The sequence below is a fragment of the Staphylococcus sp. GDH8C109P genome (assembly GCF_017893405.1).
GTDB classification, from domain to species: domain Bacteria; phylum Bacillota; class Bacilli; order Staphylococcales; family Staphylococcaceae; genus Staphylococcus; species Staphylococcus cohnii.
This window is the reverse complement of record NZ_JAESMX010000019.1, coordinates 121515-142810: the sequence shown is the minus strand read 5'-3', so window position 1 is coordinate 142810 and position 21296 is coordinate 121515. Positions and strand designations below refer to the sequence as shown.

General features: G+C 33.3%; 19 protein-coding genes. 18 read left to right on the top strand and 1 reads right to left on the bottom strand.

All coding sequences use genetic code 11. The annotated features are described in order from the left end of the window. The first annotated feature begins 28 nt into the window (after positions 1 to 28). From KA867_RS10300 to pheT, 6 genes are all read left to right on the top strand, one after another. Positions 29 to 565 carry a YceD family protein gene (locus KA867_RS10300; RefSeq protein ID WP_192946792.1) on the top strand — a complete coding sequence of 179 codons (537 nt, stop codon included), beginning with the start codon at positions 29 to 31 and terminating at the stop codon, positions 563 to 565. An 81-nt stretch (positions 566 to 646) separates the two neighbouring features. Further along, positions 647 to 820, top strand: coding sequence for a 50S ribosomal protein L32 (rpmF, locus tag KA867_RS10295; RefSeq protein WP_019469283.1), 174 nt, complete (start codon positions 647 to 649; stop codon positions 818 to 820). Between the two features lie 124 nt (positions 821 to 944). Continuing rightward, entirely contained in the window at positions 945 to 1889 is a 945-nt protein-coding gene (locus KA867_RS10290) for a M23 family metallopeptidase (RefSeq protein WP_210137938.1), read from the top strand. 17 nt (positions 1890 to 1906) lie between these two features. Continuing rightward, positions 1907 to 2647 (top strand): TrmH family RNA methyltransferase, encoded by a 741-nt coding sequence (locus tag KA867_RS10285; protein ID WP_210137937.1) that lies wholly within the window; start codon positions 1907 to 1909, stop codon positions 2645 to 2647. 327 nt (positions 2648 to 2974) lie between these two features. After that, positions 2975 to 4033 (top strand): phenylalanine--tRNA ligase subunit alpha, encoded by a 1059-nt coding sequence (gene pheS / locus KA867_RS10280; RefSeq protein WP_107386411.1) that lies wholly within the window; start codon positions 2975 to 2977, stop codon positions 4031 to 4033. Beyond that, positions 4033 to 6435 carry a phenylalanine--tRNA ligase subunit beta gene (pheT, locus tag KA867_RS10275; RefSeq protein WP_210137936.1) on the top strand — a complete coding sequence of 801 codons (2403 nt, stop codon included), beginning with the start codon at positions 4033 to 4035 and terminating at the stop codon, positions 6433 to 6435. The genes pheS and pheT overlap by 1 nt, the downstream gene beginning before the upstream one ends. Positions 6436 to 6528: 93 nt before the next feature. Here the strand turns inward: pheT and rnhC are convergent, their stop codons facing one another. Further along, entirely contained in the window at positions 6529 to 7467 is a 939-nt protein-coding gene (gene rnhC, locus KA867_RS10270; RefSeq protein WP_210137935.1) for a ribonuclease HIII, read from the bottom strand. A 300-nt stretch (positions 7468 to 7767) separates the two neighbouring features. On the opposite strand from rnhC, the gene zapA reads away from it, so the two are divergent. From zapA to KA867_RS10210, 12 genes are all read left to right on the top strand, one after another. Beyond that, positions 7768 to 8034, top strand: coding sequence for a cell division protein ZapA (gene zapA / locus KA867_RS10265; protein ID WP_019469289.1), 267 nt, complete (start codon positions 7768 to 7770; stop codon positions 8032 to 8034). Then, positions 8034 to 8555: a CvpA family protein gene (locus tag KA867_RS10260; RefSeq protein WP_210137934.1), complete on the top strand. Its 522-nt coding sequence runs from the start codon at positions 8034 to 8036 to the stop codon at positions 8553 to 8555. Before zapA ends, KA867_RS10260 begins: the two co-directional genes overlap by 1 nt. 111 nt (positions 8556 to 8666) lie before the next feature. Continuing rightward, complete coding sequence (gene polX, locus KA867_RS10255) at positions 8667 to 10379, top strand: DNA polymerase/3'-5' exonuclease PolX (RefSeq protein ID WP_210137933.1); 1713 nt, start codon at positions 8667 to 8669, stop codon at positions 10377 to 10379. Between the two features lie 9 nt (positions 10380 to 10388). Further along, on the top strand, positions 10389 to 12737 hold the full coding sequence (locus KA867_RS10250; protein ID WP_210137932.1) for an endonuclease MutS2: 2349 nt from the start codon (positions 10389 to 10391) through the stop codon (positions 12735 to 12737). Positions 12738 to 12818: 81 nt separating this feature from the next. Beyond that, positions 12819 to 13133, top strand: coding sequence for a thioredoxin (gene trxA / locus KA867_RS10245; RefSeq protein WP_019469293.1), 315 nt, complete (start codon positions 12819 to 12821; stop codon positions 13131 to 13133). A 442-nt stretch (positions 13134 to 13575) separates the two neighbouring features. Then, positions 13576 to 15411: an excinuclease ABC subunit UvrC gene (gene uvrC / locus KA867_RS10240; RefSeq protein ID WP_457315162.1), complete on the top strand. Its 1836-nt coding sequence runs from the start codon at positions 13576 to 13578 to the stop codon at positions 15409 to 15411. 339 nt (positions 15412 to 15750) lie between these two features. Then, the gene (locus KA867_RS10235) at positions 15751 to 16362 is read left to right on the top strand and encodes a succinate dehydrogenase cytochrome b558 subunit (protein ID WP_019469295.1); all 612 of its coding nucleotides are present in this window, start codon (positions 15751 to 15753) and stop codon (positions 16360 to 16362) included. Between the two features lie 40 nt (positions 16363 to 16402). Then, entirely contained in the window at positions 16403 to 18166 is a 1764-nt protein-coding gene (gene sdhA, locus KA867_RS10230) for a succinate dehydrogenase flavoprotein subunit (RefSeq protein ID WP_210137930.1), read from the top strand. Position 18167: 1 nt separating this feature from the next. Further along, positions 18168 to 18992: a succinate dehydrogenase iron-sulfur subunit gene (sdhB, locus tag KA867_RS10225; RefSeq protein ID WP_210137929.1), complete on the top strand. Its 825-nt coding sequence runs from the start codon at positions 18168 to 18170 to the stop codon at positions 18990 to 18992. 369 nt (positions 18993 to 19361) lie between these two features. Beyond that, positions 19362 to 20156 carry a glutamate racemase gene (racE, locus tag KA867_RS10220; protein WP_019469298.1) on the top strand — a complete coding sequence of 265 codons (795 nt, stop codon included), beginning with the start codon at positions 19362 to 19364 and terminating at the stop codon, positions 20154 to 20156. A 15-nt stretch (positions 20157 to 20171) separates the two neighbouring features. Continuing rightward, positions 20172 to 20753, top strand: a complete 582-nt coding sequence (locus tag KA867_RS10215; protein WP_210137928.1) for an XTP/dITP diphosphatase — start codon at positions 20172 to 20174, stop codon at positions 20751 to 20753. Further along, a complete protein-coding gene (locus KA867_RS10210; protein WP_210137927.1) occupies positions 20753 to 21262 on the top strand; it encodes a metallophosphoesterase family protein in 510 nt (169 codons plus the stop codon). The genes KA867_RS10215 and KA867_RS10210 overlap by 1 nt, the downstream gene beginning before the upstream one ends. Positions 21263 to 21296: the final 34 nt, after the last annotated feature.

The window sequence follows — 21296 nt, the reverse complement described above, 5'->3', positions numbered from 1 at the left end:
ATTTTGTGCTTGTTAGAGGTGAAGCCATATGAAATGGTCAATAACACAATTAAGAAAATTCCAAGATAAACCATTTGAGTTCCATCAAACGGTGAATTTTGATCATTTAGTAAAATCATTAGATTTAATAGATCTATCTGATATTGATGTTGAGGGTGAACTAACTGTCAAATCAAATGAAGTCATTGCAGATATGCATATAACTGGGACCTATACGATGGCATGTGCCCGTACGTTAGTACCAGTCGAAGTTCCTATTGATATAAAATCACAAGAAATTTTTGATTTAGAAGGTAACGCGTATATAAGTGATGACGAGGAAGATGAGCATTATCATGATGCCACAGACGGCATGATTAATCTAAAAGATATTGCTGAAGAACTTGTTATTATAGAAAAGCCAATGCGTGCTTTTGCAAATAATAGCGATCAGATGTTACGTGAAGGTAATGGTTGGGAAGTTATTGACGAGGAACAAGTGGTTGAGCTTGCTGAAGAAGAGGAAACTGAGCAAATCGATCCTAGGCTTCAAAAACTACAACAATTATATGACGAAGAGCAATAGCGGATTTAAATAATTTATAGTATAATAGATTATTGAGTCTGAAAATAATTTAGTAATGTATGATTATAAGGAGGATATATCATGGCAGTACCAAAAAGAAGAACGTCAAAAACAAGAAAAAATAAACGTCGTACGCATTTTAAAATTTCAGTACCTGGTATGACAGAATGCCCAAATTGTGGTGAATACAAATTATCTCACCGTGTTTGTAAGAACTGTGGTTCATACAAAGGTGAAGAAGTTGTATCTAAATAATTTCATTTATTTAAAGGCTAATGTATAGCCGAGATTAATCGTTCATTAATTATTCATATAATAATTTTTGAGCGATTTTTTATTTTATAATACTAATGTTATATACAATTGATGGGTTGTGTAAATGATGATTGAAATAAATGCACAAGTAATTTTAGAAAAAATAGAAAAAAGTGATAGCGAATGGTTATATAATCAGTTTAGTGATTATTTTCAAGAAATTTCTTCCTATCAGGAATTAGAAAGATTATTGAAATCTTATAATACAATGAGACATCAAAATATATTATATAAACACATAAAACTCAATTATAAAGAAGAATACATATGGTTGGATGTAAAACAAACATCTGGTATTAGTGTGACTTTAAATAAATATCATGAAATTATTGGTTTCGTTCTTATGCCTATTAACTTGGCAAACAAGTATAAAGAAACGAAATTAAGGTATACGATACCAGTTTTAAACAGTTGGTTTGTTTACGCTGGTGGTGAAAATGAACTTTTAAACCATCATTACTCATACAAAAATCAAAGTCATGCATTAGATTTAATTTTTGAGAAGGATCATCTTACTTATCAGGGCAATCCTAATAGCTGTGAAAGTTACTATAGTTATGGTCAAAGTGTGATTGCACCAGCAAATGGCGTTGTCATAGACATTGTAGATGGAATACCAGATGCACCACCAGGTGAAAATAATATGAAACATCCTGAAGGTAATTACATTATTATTAAACATACAAGTAAAGAGTATAGTATGATAGCACATCTTAAACCAGACGCCTTTGAAGTAAATGTTGGAGATTATATAAGGCGTGGGCAATTAATTGCACGAGTAGGAAATTCGGGTAATACAATGGAACCGCACATACATTTTCAAATTATGAATCAAAACAACCCACAATTCGCCAAAACATATAAGATTAGGTTACTAGATAACGTTTTGCCTGAAAAAGGTGATATGGTAAGTTATAGTGGAGACAGTATTATTATAGAAAATCAATTTGACTTAGCTAGCAGATGTAAGCAGTTAAGTTCAAATATCAGGCATATATTTAAAAATTGAAATAAAGAGGCTATATTATGGAAATGATAACTTCTGCACAAAATAATAAAATTAAAAGTGCAAATAAATTAAAAAAGAAACGTGAAAGAGATAAAACAGGTCATGTACTTATTGAAGGTGTACACTTAATAGATGAAGCATATAAGAGTAATATAAAAATATTACAATTATTCGCTATTGATATCGATAGACTAGATGAGCAATTAGTGAATGATGCAGAAGAAGTATATGAAATAAATATAAAAGTTGCGGAGTCGTTGTCTGGTACGGTGACACCACAGGGATTCTTTGCGATTATAGAAAAAGTACATTATGAGGACCGCGCATACCAGCAAGTACTATTGTTAGATCGTATCCAAGATCCTGGCAATATGGGTACATTAATACGTACTGCCGATGCGGCAGGTATTGATTTAATTGTGTTAGAAAAAGGAACCGCAGATCCTTATCAAGATAAAGTACTACGTGCAAGTCAAGGTAGTGTTTTTCATATTCCTATTATCACTAGAGATTTAAGTGAATTTATAGATGGTTTTAGTGGAAATGTTTATGGCACAGCGTTAGAGAACGCTATTCCTTATAATCAAATGGAACATCAAGAAAATTTTGCACTGCTCCTGGGAAATGAGGGAGAAGGTGTCAACCCTAATTTATTAACACAAACGACTCAGAATTTAAACATTCCCATATATGGGCAAGCCGAAAGTTTAAATGTTGCCATAGCTGGTAGCATACTGTTGTATCACCTCAAAGGTTGACCCTTTGAATGAACTTCGTATATAATACTAATATCAATGAAAAATAATAACCTATAAAAAGACGTAAACTAATTGAGACAGTTGTTCAAGGGAGATTATTCATAGACTGAAAGATAATCCGCTGTGATTGGTTTTTTTCATCTTTTTGGTTACTTAAAGAAATTTAAGTCGGAAATCATTTCCGTTATCAAAGATTACAAGTGTATGCGTGCGCATAAATTTGGGTGGTACCACGGAAAGCTTTCGTCCCAGTTTCAAGGGATGAAAGCTTTTTTGTATGCATTTATTGTTTATTTGAAAATACAGATCTTAAATAGGAGGAAAAGTATGGCACAAACAGAGGCAATGTCTGAGATTAAACAACAAGCATTAGTTGATATAAATGAAGCTCAAAATGAAAAAGAGTTACAAGATGTCAAAGTCAAATATCTAGGTAAAAAAGGTTCAGTGACTGGTTTGATGAAACATATGAAAGAATTATCAAACGAAGAGAAACCAGCATATGGCCAAAAAGTAAATGAAGTGAGACAAACGATCGAAGGTGAGATTGAATCTCGTCGAGAGGTTTTAGCAAATGCAAAATTAGAACAACAGTTAAAAGAAGAAAAAATTGATGTAACGTTGCCTAGCCGTAAAATTTCAATAGGTGCTAAGCATCCTTTAACAAGAACGATTGAAGAAATTGAAGATTTATTTTTAGGATTGGGCTATGAAATTGTTGATGGATATGAAGTTGAAAAAGACTACTACAATTTTGAGGCATTAAATTTACCAAAATCTCACCCAGCGAGAGATATGCAAGATAGCTTTTATATTACAGAAGATATTTTAATGCGTACACATACGTCACCAGTTCAAGCGAGAACAATGGAACAGCGTAATGGTCAAGGACCAGTGAAAATATTATGTCCTGGTAAAGTTTATAGACGTGATTCTGACGATGCAACACACAGTCATCAATTTACGCAAATTGAAGGGTTAGTTGTAGACGAAAATATTCAAATGAGTGATTTGAAAGGGACATTAGAGTTGTTAGCTAAACAATTATTTGGAGAAGACAGAGAAATTCGTCTTCGTCCAAGCTACTTCCCATTTACTGAACCATCTGTAGAAGTTGATGTTTCTTGTTTTAAATGTGGTGGTGAAGGATGCAATGTCTGTAAACAAACAGGTTGGATAGAGATTTTAGGAGCTGGTATGGTTCACCCGAATGTACTAGAAATGGCTGGATTTGATGCAACGAAATATACAGGATTTGCTTTTGGTATGGGACCAGATAGAATTGCGATGCTCAAGTATGGTATTGAAGATATACGTCATTTCTATACGAATGATGTGCGTTTCTTAGACCAATTTAAAGCAGTAGAAGATAGAGGTGAGTTATAATGTTTATTTCAAAAGAATGGTTAGAAACATTTGTAGAAATTAATCAACCTGTTAATGTTCTAGCAGAAAAAATTACACGTACAGGTATTGAAGTAGATGATATTATTGATTACACAAAAGACATTAAAAATTTAGTAGTTGGACATATTCAATCTAAAGCACCGCATCCAGATGCTGATAAACTAAGTTTATGTCAGGTTGATATAGGTGAAGAAGCACCAGTGCAAATTGTTTGTGGTGCACCTAATGTAGATGCAGGTCAGAGTGTCATTGTGGCAACTGTAGGTGGACGTTTACCCGGTGGAATAAAAATCAAAAGAGCAAAATTACGAGGTGAACGTTCAGAAGGCATGATTTGTTCATTACAAGAAATTGGTATTTCCTCAAATCTTGTTCCTAAACAATTTGAAGAGGGCATATATGTATTTACCTCAGATGTCAAACCTGGAACAGATGCGCTTACGGCTTTATATTTAAATGACCAAGTTATGGAATTTGATTTAACACCAAATAGAGCAGATGCGTTAAGTATGATAGGTACAGCTTACGAAACAGCTGCACTTTATAATATGCCATTAAAAAAACCAGAAACACAAAGCGAGACAACGAACGAACAAGCCACTGATGAATTAAGTATTAATGTTCAAAACCAAGACAAGGTACCATACTACAGTGCTAGAATAGTAAAAAATGTTCAAATTCAACCATCACCAGAATGGATGCAAATGAGATTGATTAAAGCAGGTATACGACCAATCAATAATGTTGTAGATATTTCAAATTATGTATTATTAGAATATGGTCAACCACTGCATATGTTTGATAAAGACCACATTGGCTCTAATCAAATAGAAGTGCGCCAAGCCAAAGCAGAAGAAAAAATGACAACACTAGATGATCAAGAGAGAACATTAAAAGAAAGTGATATTGTTATTACTAATGGTGATAGTCCTATTGCAATTGCTGGTGTTATGGGCGGTGATTTCTCAGAGGTGACTGAAAATACCACAAATGTCATCATCGAAGGTGCAATTTTTGACCCAGTTTCAATTAGACACACATCCCGACGTTTAAATTTGCGTAGTGAAGCTTCAAGTCGATTTGAAAAGGGTATTGCGACAGAATTTGTAGATGAAGCTGTAGATAGAGCTTGTTACTTGTTACAACAATATGCGAGTGGAACGGTGGTTAAAGATCGTGTAGCTGAAGGCGACCTTGGCCAATTTGTTACTCCAATTGAAATTACTGTTGAAAAAGTGAACAAAACGATTGGTTTTGATTTATCGAGAGCAGAAATTGAAGCGATTTTTGTGCAACTAGGCTTTGAAACAACACGGGAAGGTAATACATTAACAGTAATGGTTCCGTCTCGTCGTAAAGATATTACAATCAAGGAAGATTTAATCGAAGAAATTGCTCGAATATACGGTTATGATGAAATTCCTTCAACGCTACCTGTGTTTGAACATGTAACACCGGGTACATTAAATGATAGACAAGCAAAAACAAGAATAGTAAAAGCGACATTAGAAGGTGCCGGTTTAAGCCAAGCGATTAATTATTCACTTGTAGATAAAGCACGTGCAACTGATTTTGCATTGCAAGATCGCTCAACGATATCATTGTTGATGCCTATGAGTGAAGCACATGCTACTTTGAGACAGAGTTTGATTCCTCATCTCATTGATGGTGTGTCTTATAATGTAGCTCGAAGCAATCATCATGTTGCGCTATATGAATTAGGCCGTGTATTCTTCGGCAATGGGGAAGATCAATTACCCGACGAAGTAGAATATTTAAGTGGTATACTAACAGGAGATTATGCTGTTAATACTTGGCAAAGTAAAAAGGAAGTAATTGATTTCTTTGTAGCAAAAGGTATCGTAGAACGTATTGCAGAAATTTTAGACATTCAATTTGAATATGAAGCTGGTGAAATAACTGGATTACACCCTGGTAGAACTGCATTGGTTAAATTAAATAATGAAATTGTTGGATTCGTAGGGGAATTACATCCGCAAACTGAAAATGATTATGATTTAAAACGAACTTATGTATTTGAACTTAATTACGATAAGTTGATGTCAGTTTCAGTAGGTTACATTAATTATCAACCAATACCAAGATTCCCTGGTGTATCAAGAGATATAGCACTAGTCATTAATCGTGCAACGCCATCAGCGCAAATCGTTAATGTGATTAAAAATAACGGTGGCGACATTTTACAAAAAACAGAAGTATTTGATGTTTATGAAGGTGAACATGTGGCAGAAGATGAAAAATCAATTGCACTGCGTTTATCATACTTAGATACAAAACAAACACTTACTGATGATAAAGTAAATGAAGTACATGATCGTATTTTAGAAGCTTTACAAGCAGAAGGTGCAACGATTAGATAGTATATATAAATAAAGCCTTGAATCTATGTCGCTTGTGGCGATGATTCAAGGCTTTATTTTGCATTAGTAATGGTATGATTTACAAGGAAGTGATTATTGATGCTTTTTATTTATTAAATTTAAGGCTTTTGTTCTGTTAGCAAAATGTTTTTTGGTCATGGTATCTAAATAATGGACACCTTTTTTATCAATGATTTTTGCAGCGGCCAAATCCACTTTATTACTGGCGCCTTTAGGTAACTCAACTTTAGCGTACTTTGAAAGTTGATCCATATTTTTCACAAAGACATAACGTGAAATAATACTAGCAGCAGCAATTGCTATGGATTTTGATTCACCTTTCGTTTCAAATTTTGTCTTATTTTCAAACGGCAGTTCGCTAAGTGCATATCTTTTATATACGCCAGGTTCAGCAAATTGATCAATAACGATATAATCAAGTTCGTCTGTGTCAATTTTTGCAACGACATTTTTAATTGCTTCGTTATGCAAAACTGCTTTCATTTTAACTTGAGACCAACCGGCTTTTTGTTTCTCGTTGTATTTTTCATTATGCATTGTTAATAATGAATGTGGAATGAAAGTGATAATTTGTTCAGCAATTTCTATAATTTTAGGATCAGTAAGTCTTTTAGAGTCGTCTACGCCAAGTGTTTTTAAGATTTGAGCGTGTTTTTTTGATACATAAGCTGCACAAACTGTTAGTGGTCCAAAGTAATCACCGCTACCTGCTTCGTCACTGCCGATACATTGGTATTGGTTGTAGGAGATGTGCTGATTAGTTTGTTTGGTACTACCATGTTTTGTATTATTTTTGGGTGAAACTGATTTATTAGGTAATAAAGCGTTTGCTACAGCTTCAGCATCTTTACCCTGAAACATTACTTTATTAGAATTATATATCGTAATCGCAGTATTGCGATGCTTTGTACGTGCTTTCATACCTTGTGAAAGATTAGTTGTATCAAAATTGATTTTAGTCATTAATTGTTGAATCTCTGAATTTGTTAATTTATGTACTATATTAGTCATTTAGTGACCTCTCTTTGTTCGTATAACGTATTTTAAAATTTAACAATGCATATCATATCATAAATTTAAATAAGTAAGCTATTTATGATATAACTAGCAATATGACTTTAATGAATGTGAATTAAACAATTGTTTTATAATCATTAAATATTTCAAATAGAACAATTCCCACCTCTTACAAAAAAATATCTTGTCGTGTATAATAGTTCGTAATAAATATTATAAATTACCAACATATAAATATAAATAAAGTAAAAACATTTAGATTAGAAATAAAATACAAAAGTCAGGAGTTATTATATGGGTGAGTTTAAAAATCGGATTAACGTAACTATAAATGATCAACATTATACAATCGTCGGAGAAGATAATCCTGAGCATATCCGTTATGTAGCACATTTGGTAGATGAGAGACTCAAAGAGTTAGCAAGTAAAAGTGCGGGTTTAGACACAACTAGAAAAGCCATTCTTACTGCAGTTAATATCATGCATGAAAAAGTACAAGTGGAAGAAGAGAATGATCGTTTAAGACAAGAAATAAATCAATTGAAACACAGTGAAGATTAATGATTGTTGATATAGTGATAGCTGTCATCTTTATATATATTGGCATTATTGGATTTAGAAGAGGCGTGTGGTTATCAGCTATACATTTAAGTGCAACCATTTTTTCTTTGTGGATGTCTCAACAATATTATTTACAAATAGCACAACGCTTGGAGCTATTTGTACCATATCCAAAGACACGTGCTTACGACATGAATTTTGCATTTCAATTTGATAATTTACAACAACGTTTTGAGCATATTGTCGCCTTTGTAACGATTGCTCTGATTACAAAAGTAATATGTTATGGCATTATTGTTATATTTGATTATACGCTTAAACAAAAGTTACCAAATATTACGAGCAGGTTATGTGGTGTAATTTTAAGTGTTTTTCCATCGTTAATCATCAATGCTATTTTGTTATATAGTTGTGCGATTTATCCTAATGCGACGATACAACAACAACTTTCTCATTCGATTATAACAGAACATATATTATTACATATTCCATTTATCACAATGTTTATCACGCAACTATAAAGATATTGATATGAAATTTATAGATTTAAAAAACTAGGGGGTCAAGGCATAACTAAAATACCAAAATGGTTTGGTTTTGCTGTCTTGACCTTTTTCTATGGAGTGAAATAAATGACTAAAAAAGAAATTATTCAATTATTAGAAAAAATTGCGGTTTATATGGAAATAAAAGGCGAAAACACTTTCAAAATTTCAGCTTATAGAAAAGCGGCTCAAAGCTTAGAAATAGATGAACGGCCTTTAGACCAAATCGAAGATGTTACAGAATTAAAAGGAATTGGTAAGGGCGTAGGAGACGTAATCAATGAGTATAGAGAAACAGGTAATTCTAAGACTTTAGCAACATTACAAGAAGAGGTGCCAGAAGGGTTAATTTCTTTACTTAAAATACAAGGCCTTGGTAGCAAAAAAATAGCGAAATTATATAAAGCGCTTAATATTGATGGAAAAGAAGCATTGCAAAAAGCATGTGAAGAAGGAAAAGTAAGTGAACTAAGTGGATTCGCTAAGAAAACTGAAAAGAATATTCTTGAAGCAGTAAAAGCATTAGGCGCGAAAAAAGAGCGTTATCCAATTGATCAAATGAGAGGACTAAATATAGAAATTAGTGATTATTTGTCATCGATTGAGACGATAGAAAAATATGAAGTTGCAGGTAGTTTCCGACGCTATAAAGAAATGAGTAAAGACTTAGATTATATTATAAGCACGAATCAACCTTTAGAAGTTCAAAAAGCTTTATTAAAAATTCCTAATAAGGTTAAAGAAGTGGCAGTTGGAGCAACAAAAGTGTCATTAGAGTTAACATATGATGATGAAACCATTGGCGTAGATTTTAGATTAATCGAACCATCTGCTTTTTACCATACACTACAGCACTTTACAGGTTCAAAAGATCATAATATTCGAATCCGTCAATTGGCAAAGGAAAGCAACGAAAAGGTTAGTGAGTATGGTATAGAAAAAGCGAATGGCGAACTAATCCAATATAACAGTGAACAAGAGATTTATAATCACTTTGGGGTGAATTGGATTGAACCTGCACTACGTGAAGATGGTAGCGAATTTGACAAAGATTTAACAGATATTATCAATATCAATGATATCAATGGTGATATTCACATGCATACAACATATAGTGATGGTGCTTTTAGTATTGAAGATATGATTGAAGCAAATATCGCAAAAGGTTATGAGTTTATGGTTATTACAGATCATTCTCAAAGCTTAAAAGTCGCCAATGGGCTTTCTGTTGAACGGTTGTTGCGACAAAATGAAGAAATTAAAGCGTTAAACGAAAAATATGATGACATTGATATATATTCAGGCATTGAAATGGACATTTTACCTGATGGCCGTTTAGACTATGATGATGAAATATTAGCACAGTTAGATTATGTCATCGCAGCGATACATCAAAGTTTTAACCAATCTCAAGAAGATATTATGTATCGACTAGAACAAGCATGTCGTAATCCTTATGTCCGACATATTGCACATCCAACAGGACGTATCATAGGTAAACGTACAGGTTATGAACCTGATATTGATAAATTATGTGAAATCGCAGAAGAAACAAATACTATTTTAGAAATCAATGCGAATCCTAAACGCTTGGACTTAAATGCAGATATCGTTAAAAAACATCCTAATGTTAAACTAACGATTAATACTGATGCGCATCACGTAGATCACTTAGAATTTATGAAATATGGTATAGCTACTGCACAAAAAGGTTTTGTAAAAAAAGAAAGCGTTATTAATACAATGGATAGAGCGTCCTTTAAAACATTTATTGAAAATAATATAAAATTGAAGAAATAGAGGGATTATATGAGACAAAAATCATTAAATGTCTTAGAATTCGATAAAATAAAAGCACTTGTTGAAAAAGAAACCATGAGTGACTTAGGTAGAGAGAAAGTTGTTGAAATGGTACCAGCAACTGATTTTCAAACTGTCGAATTTCAAATGAATGAAACGGATGAAATTGCTCAAATATATAATAAGCATCGTTTACCCAGTTTGAGTGGATTATCTAAGATTTCATCACTGATTCATAGGGCGACAATCGGTGGTGTATTAAGTGTTAAAGAACTTAATGCAATTAAACGTTTAATTCAAATTCAAAATCAATATAAGACATTTTATAATAATTTATTAGAAGAAGAAGAAGTAGTGAATTATGCTATTCTTCACGATCGGATGGAACAATTACCTGTGCTTTCAGAGTTGTATCAAAATATCCATCAAAAATGTGATGCTAATGACTTGTTCGATAACGCTAGTTACGAATTACAAGGTATCCGGAGTAAAATTTCTGGTACGACGCAACGAATAAAACAAAACTTGGACAAAATTGTTAAGCGTCAAGCTAACCAGAAAAAGTTGTCAGATGCTATTATAACAGTGCGCAATGAACGCAATGTTATTCCCGTAAAAGCAGAATACCGTCAAGATTTTAATGGCATCGTTCATGATCAATCAGCTTCTGGGCAAACACTTTACATTGAACCTTCGTCTATCGTTGAAATGAATAATCAAATTAGTCGTCTACGAAATGATGAAGCGGCTGAACGTGAACGTATTTTAACTGAGTTAACGGGTTATGTAGCAGCTGAAGCGGACGCTTGTTTAATTTCAGAAAATATTATGGGGCAAATTGACTTTTTAACCGCTAAAGCACGTTATGCACGTTCAATCAAAGGTACGAAACCTGAGTTTACTAGCAATCGAACTGTTTATTTACCCAAGGCATTTCATCCTTTGTTAGATAGTGATAGCGTTGTAGCGAATACGATTGAATTTGCAGACGATATTGAAACTGTGATTATCACTGGTCCTAATACAGGGGGAAAAACTGTAACGCTAAAAACCCTCGGACTTGTTATATTAATGGCACAATCAGGGATGTTGATTCCTACTTTAGACGGTAGTAAATTAAGCATTTTTGAAAATGTTTATTGTGATATCGGAGATGAGCAATCTATTGAACAATCACTTTCAACTTTTTCATCACACATGAAAAATATTGTTGAAATCTTACACCATACAACTAAAAATAGTTTAATTCTATTTGATGAACTCGGTGCTGGGACAGATCCAAGCGAAGGCGCAGCTTTAGCGATGAGTATCTTAGATCATGTTCATGAAATAGGTTCATTAGTAATGGCGACAACGCATTACCCTGAACTTAAAGCATATAGTTACAATAGACCAGGTGTGATGAATGCTAGTGTAGAGTTTGATGTTAATACATTAAGCCCAACATATAAATTGCTCATGGGTGTACCGGGACGTTCTAATGCTTTCGATATTTCAAAAAAATTAGGACTCAATATGAAAGTGATTCAAAATGCGAAAGCAATGATAGGACAGGATGAGCAAGAAATAAATGAAATGATTGCTTCATTAGAAAAAAATTCTAAACGTGTAGACGAACAGAGAATTGAATTAGATAGTTTATTAAGAGAAGCTCAAGAAACACATGATGAACTTGAAAAAGAGTACGATAAATATCGTAATCAAGAGAAGCAATTAATGAGTGAAGCCAAAGAAAAAGCCAATCAACGCGTGAAAGCCGCTACCCAAGAAGCAGATGAGATCATTAAAGAATTACGCGAACTTAGAGATAAAAAAGGTGCTGATGTAAAAGAACATGAGCTTATCAATAAAAAGAAACAGTTGGATGATCAATATGAAGCTAAGTCAATAAAGCAAAATGTTGAAAAGAAAAAATGGGATGAGATTAAGGTTGGCGATGAAGTAAAAGTTCTGACTTATGGGCAAAAAGGTGAAATATTAGAATTATTAGATGATAATGAAGCAGTTGTTCAAATGGGTATCATTAAAATGAAATTACCAACCAGTGATTTAGAAAAAACACAAAAGACGAAAGAAGCACCTTCTAAAATGGTAAAACGTGAAAATCGTCAAAGTATTAAAATGGAACTTGATTTACGTGGCTACCGCTATGATGAAGCTATGGTTGCGGTTGATCAATATTTAGACCAAGCTGTATTAAGTAATTATGAACAAGTATATATTATTCATGGTAAAGGTACAGGTGCATTGCAAAAAGGTGTGCAAAAACATTTAAAACAACATAAAAATGTGTCATCATATAGGAACGGCATGCCAAGTGAAGGCGGATTTGGCGTGACCGTAGCAGAATTGAAATAAATGTGAGCAAGAGGTATGCAGATTTGTACAAAGTCTGTTATAATTTCTTCATCATTTGAAATTTAAGGAGGATTGGCAGTTATGGCAATCGTAAAAGTAACAGATTCAAACTTTGATGAAAATATTCAATCAGGTGTCAATTTAGTAGATTTTTGGGCAACATGGTGTGGCCCTTGTAAGATGATTGCTCCAGTATTAGAAGAATTAGCTGGTGATTATGATGGAAAAGCTAATATTTTAAAACTTGATGTAGATGAAAATCCATCAACAGCTGCTAAATTTGAAGTAATGAGTATCCCAACTTTAATTTTATTTAAAGATGGTGAACCTGTCGATAAAGTTGTAGGTTTCCAACCTAAAGAAAACTTAGCAGAAGTAATTGAGAAACACTTATAAAAGCACAACGAAACGACCTGGGACATCAATGATTGTCTCAGGTTTTTTCTGTGTTTTTTGTCAGTTTGGCTGAAATCGTAGCTTTTATGATTTTTATAGAGCTAGGTTTACATTCTGATTATTTAGAGCATTGGTATAAAAATGCGAACTCACCTTATCTTCATAACTAAAATTGACTGTATCTCTATACTCTATATTATTCTGTGTTGTTTAACCTCTAAATTAAGTTTACGAAAAAGTTTCAGTGTTTAAAATATTTTGATTCACCAGCGCTTATAGATTAAGGCGCTTTATATATAATATTTAAAATTTTTTACTTGCCACATATTTCATCTTCAAACGAATACTTTGGTTTAATGATAATGTATAATCTATAATGAATATTAGAATTGCAATTTTATATTTGCACATAAACATTCAGTGTTATACAACTGTGATGCAAATGATATTTCTTATTTTAATAGTATATTCTTACAAGAAAGGGGGGACTAATGTGGAAAAATACCAAGAAGATATTAAACAAAAATTAACTGTCGTTCCTACTGAACCGGGTTGCTATTTAATGAAAGATCGAAATGATCAAATTATTTATGTCGGCAAGGCTAAAAAATTAAGAAATAGATTAAGGTCTTATTTTACAGGTGCACATGATGCAAAAACGACACGGCTCGTTTCAGAAATTAGAAACTTCGAATATATTGTAACTTCGAGTGAAACAGAATCATTGTTGCTCGAACTTAATTTGATTAAACAATATCAACCGAGATATAACATTTTGTTGAAAGATGATAAAAGTTACCCTTTTATTAAGATCACTAAAGAAAAATATCCTCGGTTAATTGTGACACGCACAGTTAAAAAAGGAACAGGAAAATATTTTGGGCCTTATCCTAATGCATATTCAGCACAAGAGACAAAAAAGTTATTAGATAGAATTTATCCATTTAGAAAGTGTGATAAAATGCCCGATAAATTGTGTCTGTATTACCATATTGGCCAATGTTTAGGTCCTTGTGTTTACCCAGTAGATTTAAATAAATATGCTGAAATGACCAAAGAAATTACTGACTTTTTAAATGGCGAAGATAAAACAATATTGAATAATTTAGAACAAAAAATGAATGAAGCGAGTGAAGCACTAGATTTTGAAAGAGCAAAAGAGTATCGAGATTTAATACAACATATTCACAATTTAACTAAAAAACAAAAAATTACAACTTCGGATAATACTATAAGAGATGTTTTTGGATATAGTGTGTCAAAAGGTTGGATGTGTGTTCAAGTATTTTTCATTAGACAAGGGAATATGATTAAGCGAGATGCAACAATGATTCCATTGCAACAAACAGAAGAAGAAGAATTTTATACTTTTATAGGTCAATTTTATGATTTAAATCAGCACATACTTCCTAAAGAAGTCCATATTCCTAAAAATTTAAACAAAGACATCATTCAATCGGTAGTTGATACGAAAATAGTCCAACCTATTAAAGGTAAGAAAAAAGAAATGATTGATTTAGCGAATCATAATGCTGAAGTTACGCTAGAGAATAAATTTGAACTCATTGCTAAAGATGAATCACGTACCGTGAAGGCGATTGAGGAATTAGGAGATCATATGGGGATTCAAACGCCTATTCGTATTGAAGCTTTTGACAATTCAAACATTCAAGGTGTGCACCCTGTTTCAGCTATGGTTTCATTTGTTGATGGCAAACCTAATAAAAAAGGATACCGTAAATATAAAATTAAAACGGTGGATGGCCCAGATGACTATAAATCGATGAGAGAAGTTGTGCGTAGACGTTATACACGTGTTTTAAACGAAGGTACGCCATTACCAGACTTAATCATCGTCGATGGTGGTAAAGGTCATATGAATGGAGTAATCGATGTGCTTGTAAACGAATTGGGTTTGGATATACCAGTTGCTGGGCTACGTAAAAATGATAAACACCAAACCTCAGAGATACTGTATGGTGAAAGTGCAGAGATTGTACCTTTGAAAAAAAATAGCCAAGCGTTTTATTTACTTCAAAGAATACAAGACGAAGTTCATAGATTTGCAATTACGTTCCATAGACAGACACGTCAGAAATCCGGTTTACAATCAGTTTTAGATACCGTAGATGGTATTGGTTCTAAACGCAAAACAAAACTATTACGAACTTTTGGTTCCATAAAGAAAATGAAAGAAGCAAGTATCGAAGATTTAAAATCTTCTGGTTTACCTCAAAAAGTCGCTGAGAATCTTCATCACGCACTATATAACAGATAGAAAAAAAGAATATGGCATGAGAATCATTCTCATGCCCAAAATTTTATGAATTAGTGTTACAATAACAAATAACAGGGATTCTTTTTTTAAAAGTATATGGAAGCGTTTACTAATTGAGAAAAATTATCACTTAAATCTAAATAATAATAAAACAATTGTTAAATTCAACTAGGGGTATTACTTCATTGTTTTATACATACATGTTGAAGTTTGTATTGCTATAAATATAAAGCGATTGCATAACATGTTGTTGTTTAGTTTTAGTTGATAAGTATCATCACATTTATACTTTAAAAAAGGATACCAAAAAATTAATTGTTTCACAGGGGGGACTTCCTTTTGGCATATTCGAAAAATCAATTCTATTTAAGACGCTTACATTCTTTGTTAGGCGTAATACCGATAGGTGGATTCTTATTAGTTCATCTACTTGTTAACCACCAAGCTACAAAAGGCGTTGAAGCGTTTAACAAGGCTGCAGGATTTATGGAATCTTTACCATTCTTGATTGCATTGGAGTTTATCGTAATTTATATTCCAATTCTATATCATGCGGTATATGGTGTACATATTGCCTTCACGGCAAAAGAAAACGTAGGACATTACTCTCAATTTAGAAATTGGATGTTCCTATTGCAACGTATCACAGGTATTATAACGTTTATTTTTGTTGCTATACATTTATGGCAAACACGTATTCAACGTGCATTAGGTCAAGAAGTAAACTTCGATATGGTACATGATATTGTATCTAATCCAGGTTGGTTAATTTTCTATATCATTTGTTTACTTTCTGTAACATTCCACTTCGCAAATGGCTTATGGTCATTTTTAGTTACATGGGGTGTTTTACAATCTAAAAGATCACAACAAATTTTTACATGGGTATCACTTGTTGTATTTATCGTAGTTTCGTATATCGGAATAAGTGCTATTCTTGCGTTCGTATAATTTAAAAATGTTTCAGATATATTTAGGGGAGTGACTATTTATGGCAGAGAAGAAAATTATTGTTGTCGGTGGAGGACTTGCCGGTCTGATGTCAACAATTAAAGCAGCAGAACAAGGCGCACACGTTGACTTGTTCTCATTAGTGCCTGTTAAACGTTCACACTCCGTATGTGCACAAGGTGGCATAAACGGAGCAATCAATACGAAAGGTGAGGGTGACTCACCTGCTGTTCACTTTGATGACACAGTTTATGGTGGAGATTTCTTAGCGAATCAACCACCAGTAAAAGCAATGGCAGAAGCAGCGCCGAATATTATACATTTACTTGACCGTATGGGTGTAATGTTTAATAGAACGAATGAAGGCTTGCTAGATTTCCGTCGCTTTGGTGGTACGATGTATCACAGAACGGCATATGCTGGCGCGACAACTGGACAACAATTAATGTATGCCTTAGATGAGCAAGTACGTAGTTATGAAGTGGATGGTTTAGTTACAAAATATGAAGGATGGGAATTCTTAGGTATTGTCAAAGATGATGACAATATGGCCAGAGGTATTGTGGCTCAAGATATGACATCTTCTGAAATAAAATCATTTGGTTCAGATGCAGTTATTATGGCAACTGGTGGTCCAGGTATTATATTTGGTAAAACAACTAACTCAATGATTAATACTGGTTCTGCTGCATCAATCGTTTACCAACAAGGAGCAATTTATGCAAATGGTGAGTTTATTCAAATTCATCCAACTGCAATCCCTGGCGATGACAAATTACGATTAATGAGTGAATCAGCTCGTGGTGAAGGTGGACGAATTTGGACATACAAAGATGGTAAACCATGGTACTTCTTAGAAGAAAAATATCCAGATTATGGTAACTTAGTACCTCGTGATATTGCAACACGTGAAATTTTTGATGTATGTGTTAATCAAAAATTAGGTATTAACGGTGAAAACATGGTATACCTTGATCTTTCACATAAAGATCCGCACGAACTGGATGTAAAATTAGGTGGCATCATTGAAATTTATGAAAAATTCACAGGTGATGATCCAAGAAAAGTACCAATGAAAATCTTCCCAGCAGTCCACTATTCAATGGGTGGCCTTTATGTAGATTATGATCAAATGACAAATATCAAAGGCTTATTTGCAGCTGGTGAGTGTGATTTCTCACAACATGGAGGTAACCGCTTAGGTGCTAATTCATTGTTATCTGCTATTTACGGCGGAACAGTTGCAGGACCAAATGCAATTGAATATGTTGCAAATATTGAAAAATCATATACTGATTTGGACGATAGCATTTATGAAAAACGCGTTAAAGAAGAACAAGATAAATTCAATAATTTATTGAATATGAATGGTACAGAAAATGCATATAAACTTCATAGAGAACTTGGTGAAGTTATGACAGCAAACGTTACTGTTGTACGTGATAATAAAGCATTATTGGAAACAGACAAAAAAATTCTAGAATTGATGGAACGTTATCAAAATATTGACATTGAAGATACACAAACATGGAGTAACCAAGCAGTCTTCTTTACTCGTCAGTTATGGAATATGTTAGTACTAGCACGTGTAATTACAATCGGTGCATACAACCGAAATGAGACTCGTGGGGCACATTATAAACCTGAATTCCCTGAGAGAAACGACGAAGAATGGTTAAAAACGACTTTAGCATCATATCAAGGAAAAACAGAACCGCCTAAATTTACATACGAACCCGTAGATGTAAGTTTAATCCCACCTCGTAAACGTGACTATTCAAGTAGTTCTAAAGGAGGTAAATAAAATGGCAGATACTAAAGAAGTAAATGAAACGCAAGTGCAAAACGAACAACAAAGCCAACAACAAAATCAAAAAACAATTAAATTTATCATTAAACGACAAGATGATGCAGAATCTAAACCTTATGAAGAAGAGTTTGAAATTCCTTATAAAGAGAATTTAAACGTTATTGCTTGTTTAATGGAAATTAGACGGAACCCGGTTAATAGTAAAGGTGAGAAAACAACACCTGTTATTTGGGATATGAACTGTTTAGAAGAAGTTTGTGGTGCTTGTTCTATGGTTATCAATGGTAAAGCAAGACAATCTTGTACAGCAATTGTTGATCAATTAGAACAACCAATTAAGTTAGAACCAATGAGTACATTCCCAGTGATTCGTGACTTACAAGTTGATCGTAGTAGAATGTTCGATAACTTGAAACGTATGAAAGCATGGGTACCGATTGATGGTACGTATGATCTTGGGCCAGGACCTCGTATGCCAGAGAAAAAACGTCAAACTGCATATGAATTATCTAAATGTATGACATGTGGTGTATGTTTAGAAGTTTGTCCAAATGTTACAAGAAATAACGACTTTGTTGGTGCGCAAGCTATTTCACAAGTTAGATTGTTTAACTTACACCCAACAGGTTCAATGACTAAAGATGAACGTTTAAATGCATTGATGGGCGCAGGTGGTTTACAAGAGTGCGGTAACTCACAAAACTGTGTTAACGCATGTCCTAAAGGTATTCCTTTAACGACTTCAATTGCAGCATTAAACCGTGAAACTTCTTTCCATATGTTTAAATCATTCTTTGGTTCAGACCACCAAGTAAATTAATATATATTAAGACTGTCAACAAAGTACTAACTTTGTTGGCAGTTTTTTTATGAAATATGATATAACTATAAATTTAACTTAATGATTAAGTGTATAGTAAAAGTAGATTTCGTATTAAACATGTTTAAATCACTGACGTTGTAAAGGTTAATCAGTGGCGCAGTACTTTATATATAACTAATAATTCGTTTTATTATAATTAAAAGGGCGAAGATGTACAACATGTCTACCTTTTATTTATGCGAATCATATGACTAAATTTAATATCTGAAACGCCTGTTATTTAGAATTTTAGTTCTTGTAAAATGATTTTGAAAACACAGCTATGCTACAATAAAAGACAAGAAAATATTTAAGGATGAACAATATATGGAAAAACCAATTGGAGTTATAGACTCTGGCGTTGGAGGTTTGACAGTAGCTAAAGAAATCATGCGCCAATTACCAAATGAAACAATCTACTATTTAGGAGATATAAAACGTTGTCCTTATGGGCCAAGAGAAGCTTCGGAGGTAAGACAATTTACTACGGAATTAGCTGAAAAGCTTATGACGTTCGATATCAAGATGCTAGTGATTGCGTGTAATACCGCAACGGCAGTCGCATTAAAACATTTACAAAATTTATTAGCGATACCTGTTATTGGTGTAATAGAACCAGGTGCTAGAACAGCCATTATGACAACAAAAAATCAAAATGTTTTAATATTAGGTACAGAAGGTACGATTAAATCAGAGGCCTACAGACATCACATTAAACAAATTAATCCGAATGTAGAAGTATCTGGGGTTGCATGTCCAGGCTTTGTTCCACTTGTAGAACAAATGAGATACAAAGATCCAACGATTACGAGTATTGTTATACATCAAACATTAAAACAGTGGAGGAACAGCAAAGCAGATACAGTTATTTTAGGATGTACGCATTATCCATTACTGTATCAACCAATTAATGATTATTTTCACGGAGAAAAAGTAGTTATTTCATCTGGTTTAGAAACAGCGAGAGAAGTGAGTGCATTATTAACGTTCAGTAACGAACATGCAGGTTATAAAAAGCAGCCCGAACATAAATTTTTTGCTACAGGAGAAACAGAACATATTGAACGCATTATTGAAGAATGGTTAAATATGAAAGCAACAGTTGAAAAAATAGAAGTTTAAAGTGAGGCGTAAATAATGGAAGATATTGTTATTGCATCAAATAATAAAGGGAAAATAAACGATTTTAGAGTTATTTTTCCTGATTATAATGTTATAGGTATATCAGAAATCATCGAAGGTTTTGATGTTGAGGAAACGGGTGACACCTTTGAAGAAAATGCAAAATTAAAATCTGAAGCAGCTGCGCAAGCATTAAATAAACGTGTTATTGCTGATGATAGTGGATTGGAAGTTTTTGCGTTAAATGGTGAACCTGGTATATATTCAGCTCGCTATGCTGGAGAAACTAAAGATGATAATGCAAATATTGAAAAACTTTTAACTAAATTGGGTGATGAAACCGACCGTAGTGCGCAATTTGTTTGTGTTATTAGCATGAGTGCACCAGGTGAAGATACAGTACAGTTTAAAGGAACTGTACAAGGAGAAATCACACTAAATAAAATTGGTGAACATGGCTTTGGTTACGATCCCATCTTTTTCGTAGAAGACAAAAATAAAACAATGGCTCAGCTAACTGCTGAAGAAAAAGGGCAAATTAGTCATAGAGGTAAAGCAATAGAACAACTACAACAATACCTAGAAGGTGATCAATAATGTCGAAATGGATTATAGTTAGTGACAATCATACCGAACATGGTGTGTTGTTTGATATTATAAATCAACATGAACATGTAGATGCTGCTATTCATTTAGGTGACTCTGAATTTGCTTATGATGATAGTGAACTCAGTCATTTTTATAGAGTAAAAGGAAATACCGATTTTTATCCTGAGTTTCCAAATGAACAAACAATTAAAATAAATGGTATCAATGCATTTTTAACGCATGGTCATTTATATCAAGTGAATCGTACAAGAATACCTTTAGCAGAACAAGCAAAAGCAGCAGACTGCAAATTTGCATTTTATGGACATACGCATGTTGCTAAACATGAAGCAATAAATGGTGTGCATGTAATAAATCCCGGCAGTATTTCACAGTCGAGAAGTAATATTGAAGAAACATATGCAGAATTGCTTATTGATGATACGAGTTTAGATGCGACTTTAAATTTCCGTAATCGAAATCATGAAATCATTAGCAGTGAAAACTTTACAATATAAAAAGACGGAGGATGGAGCTACGTTTAGAAATAAT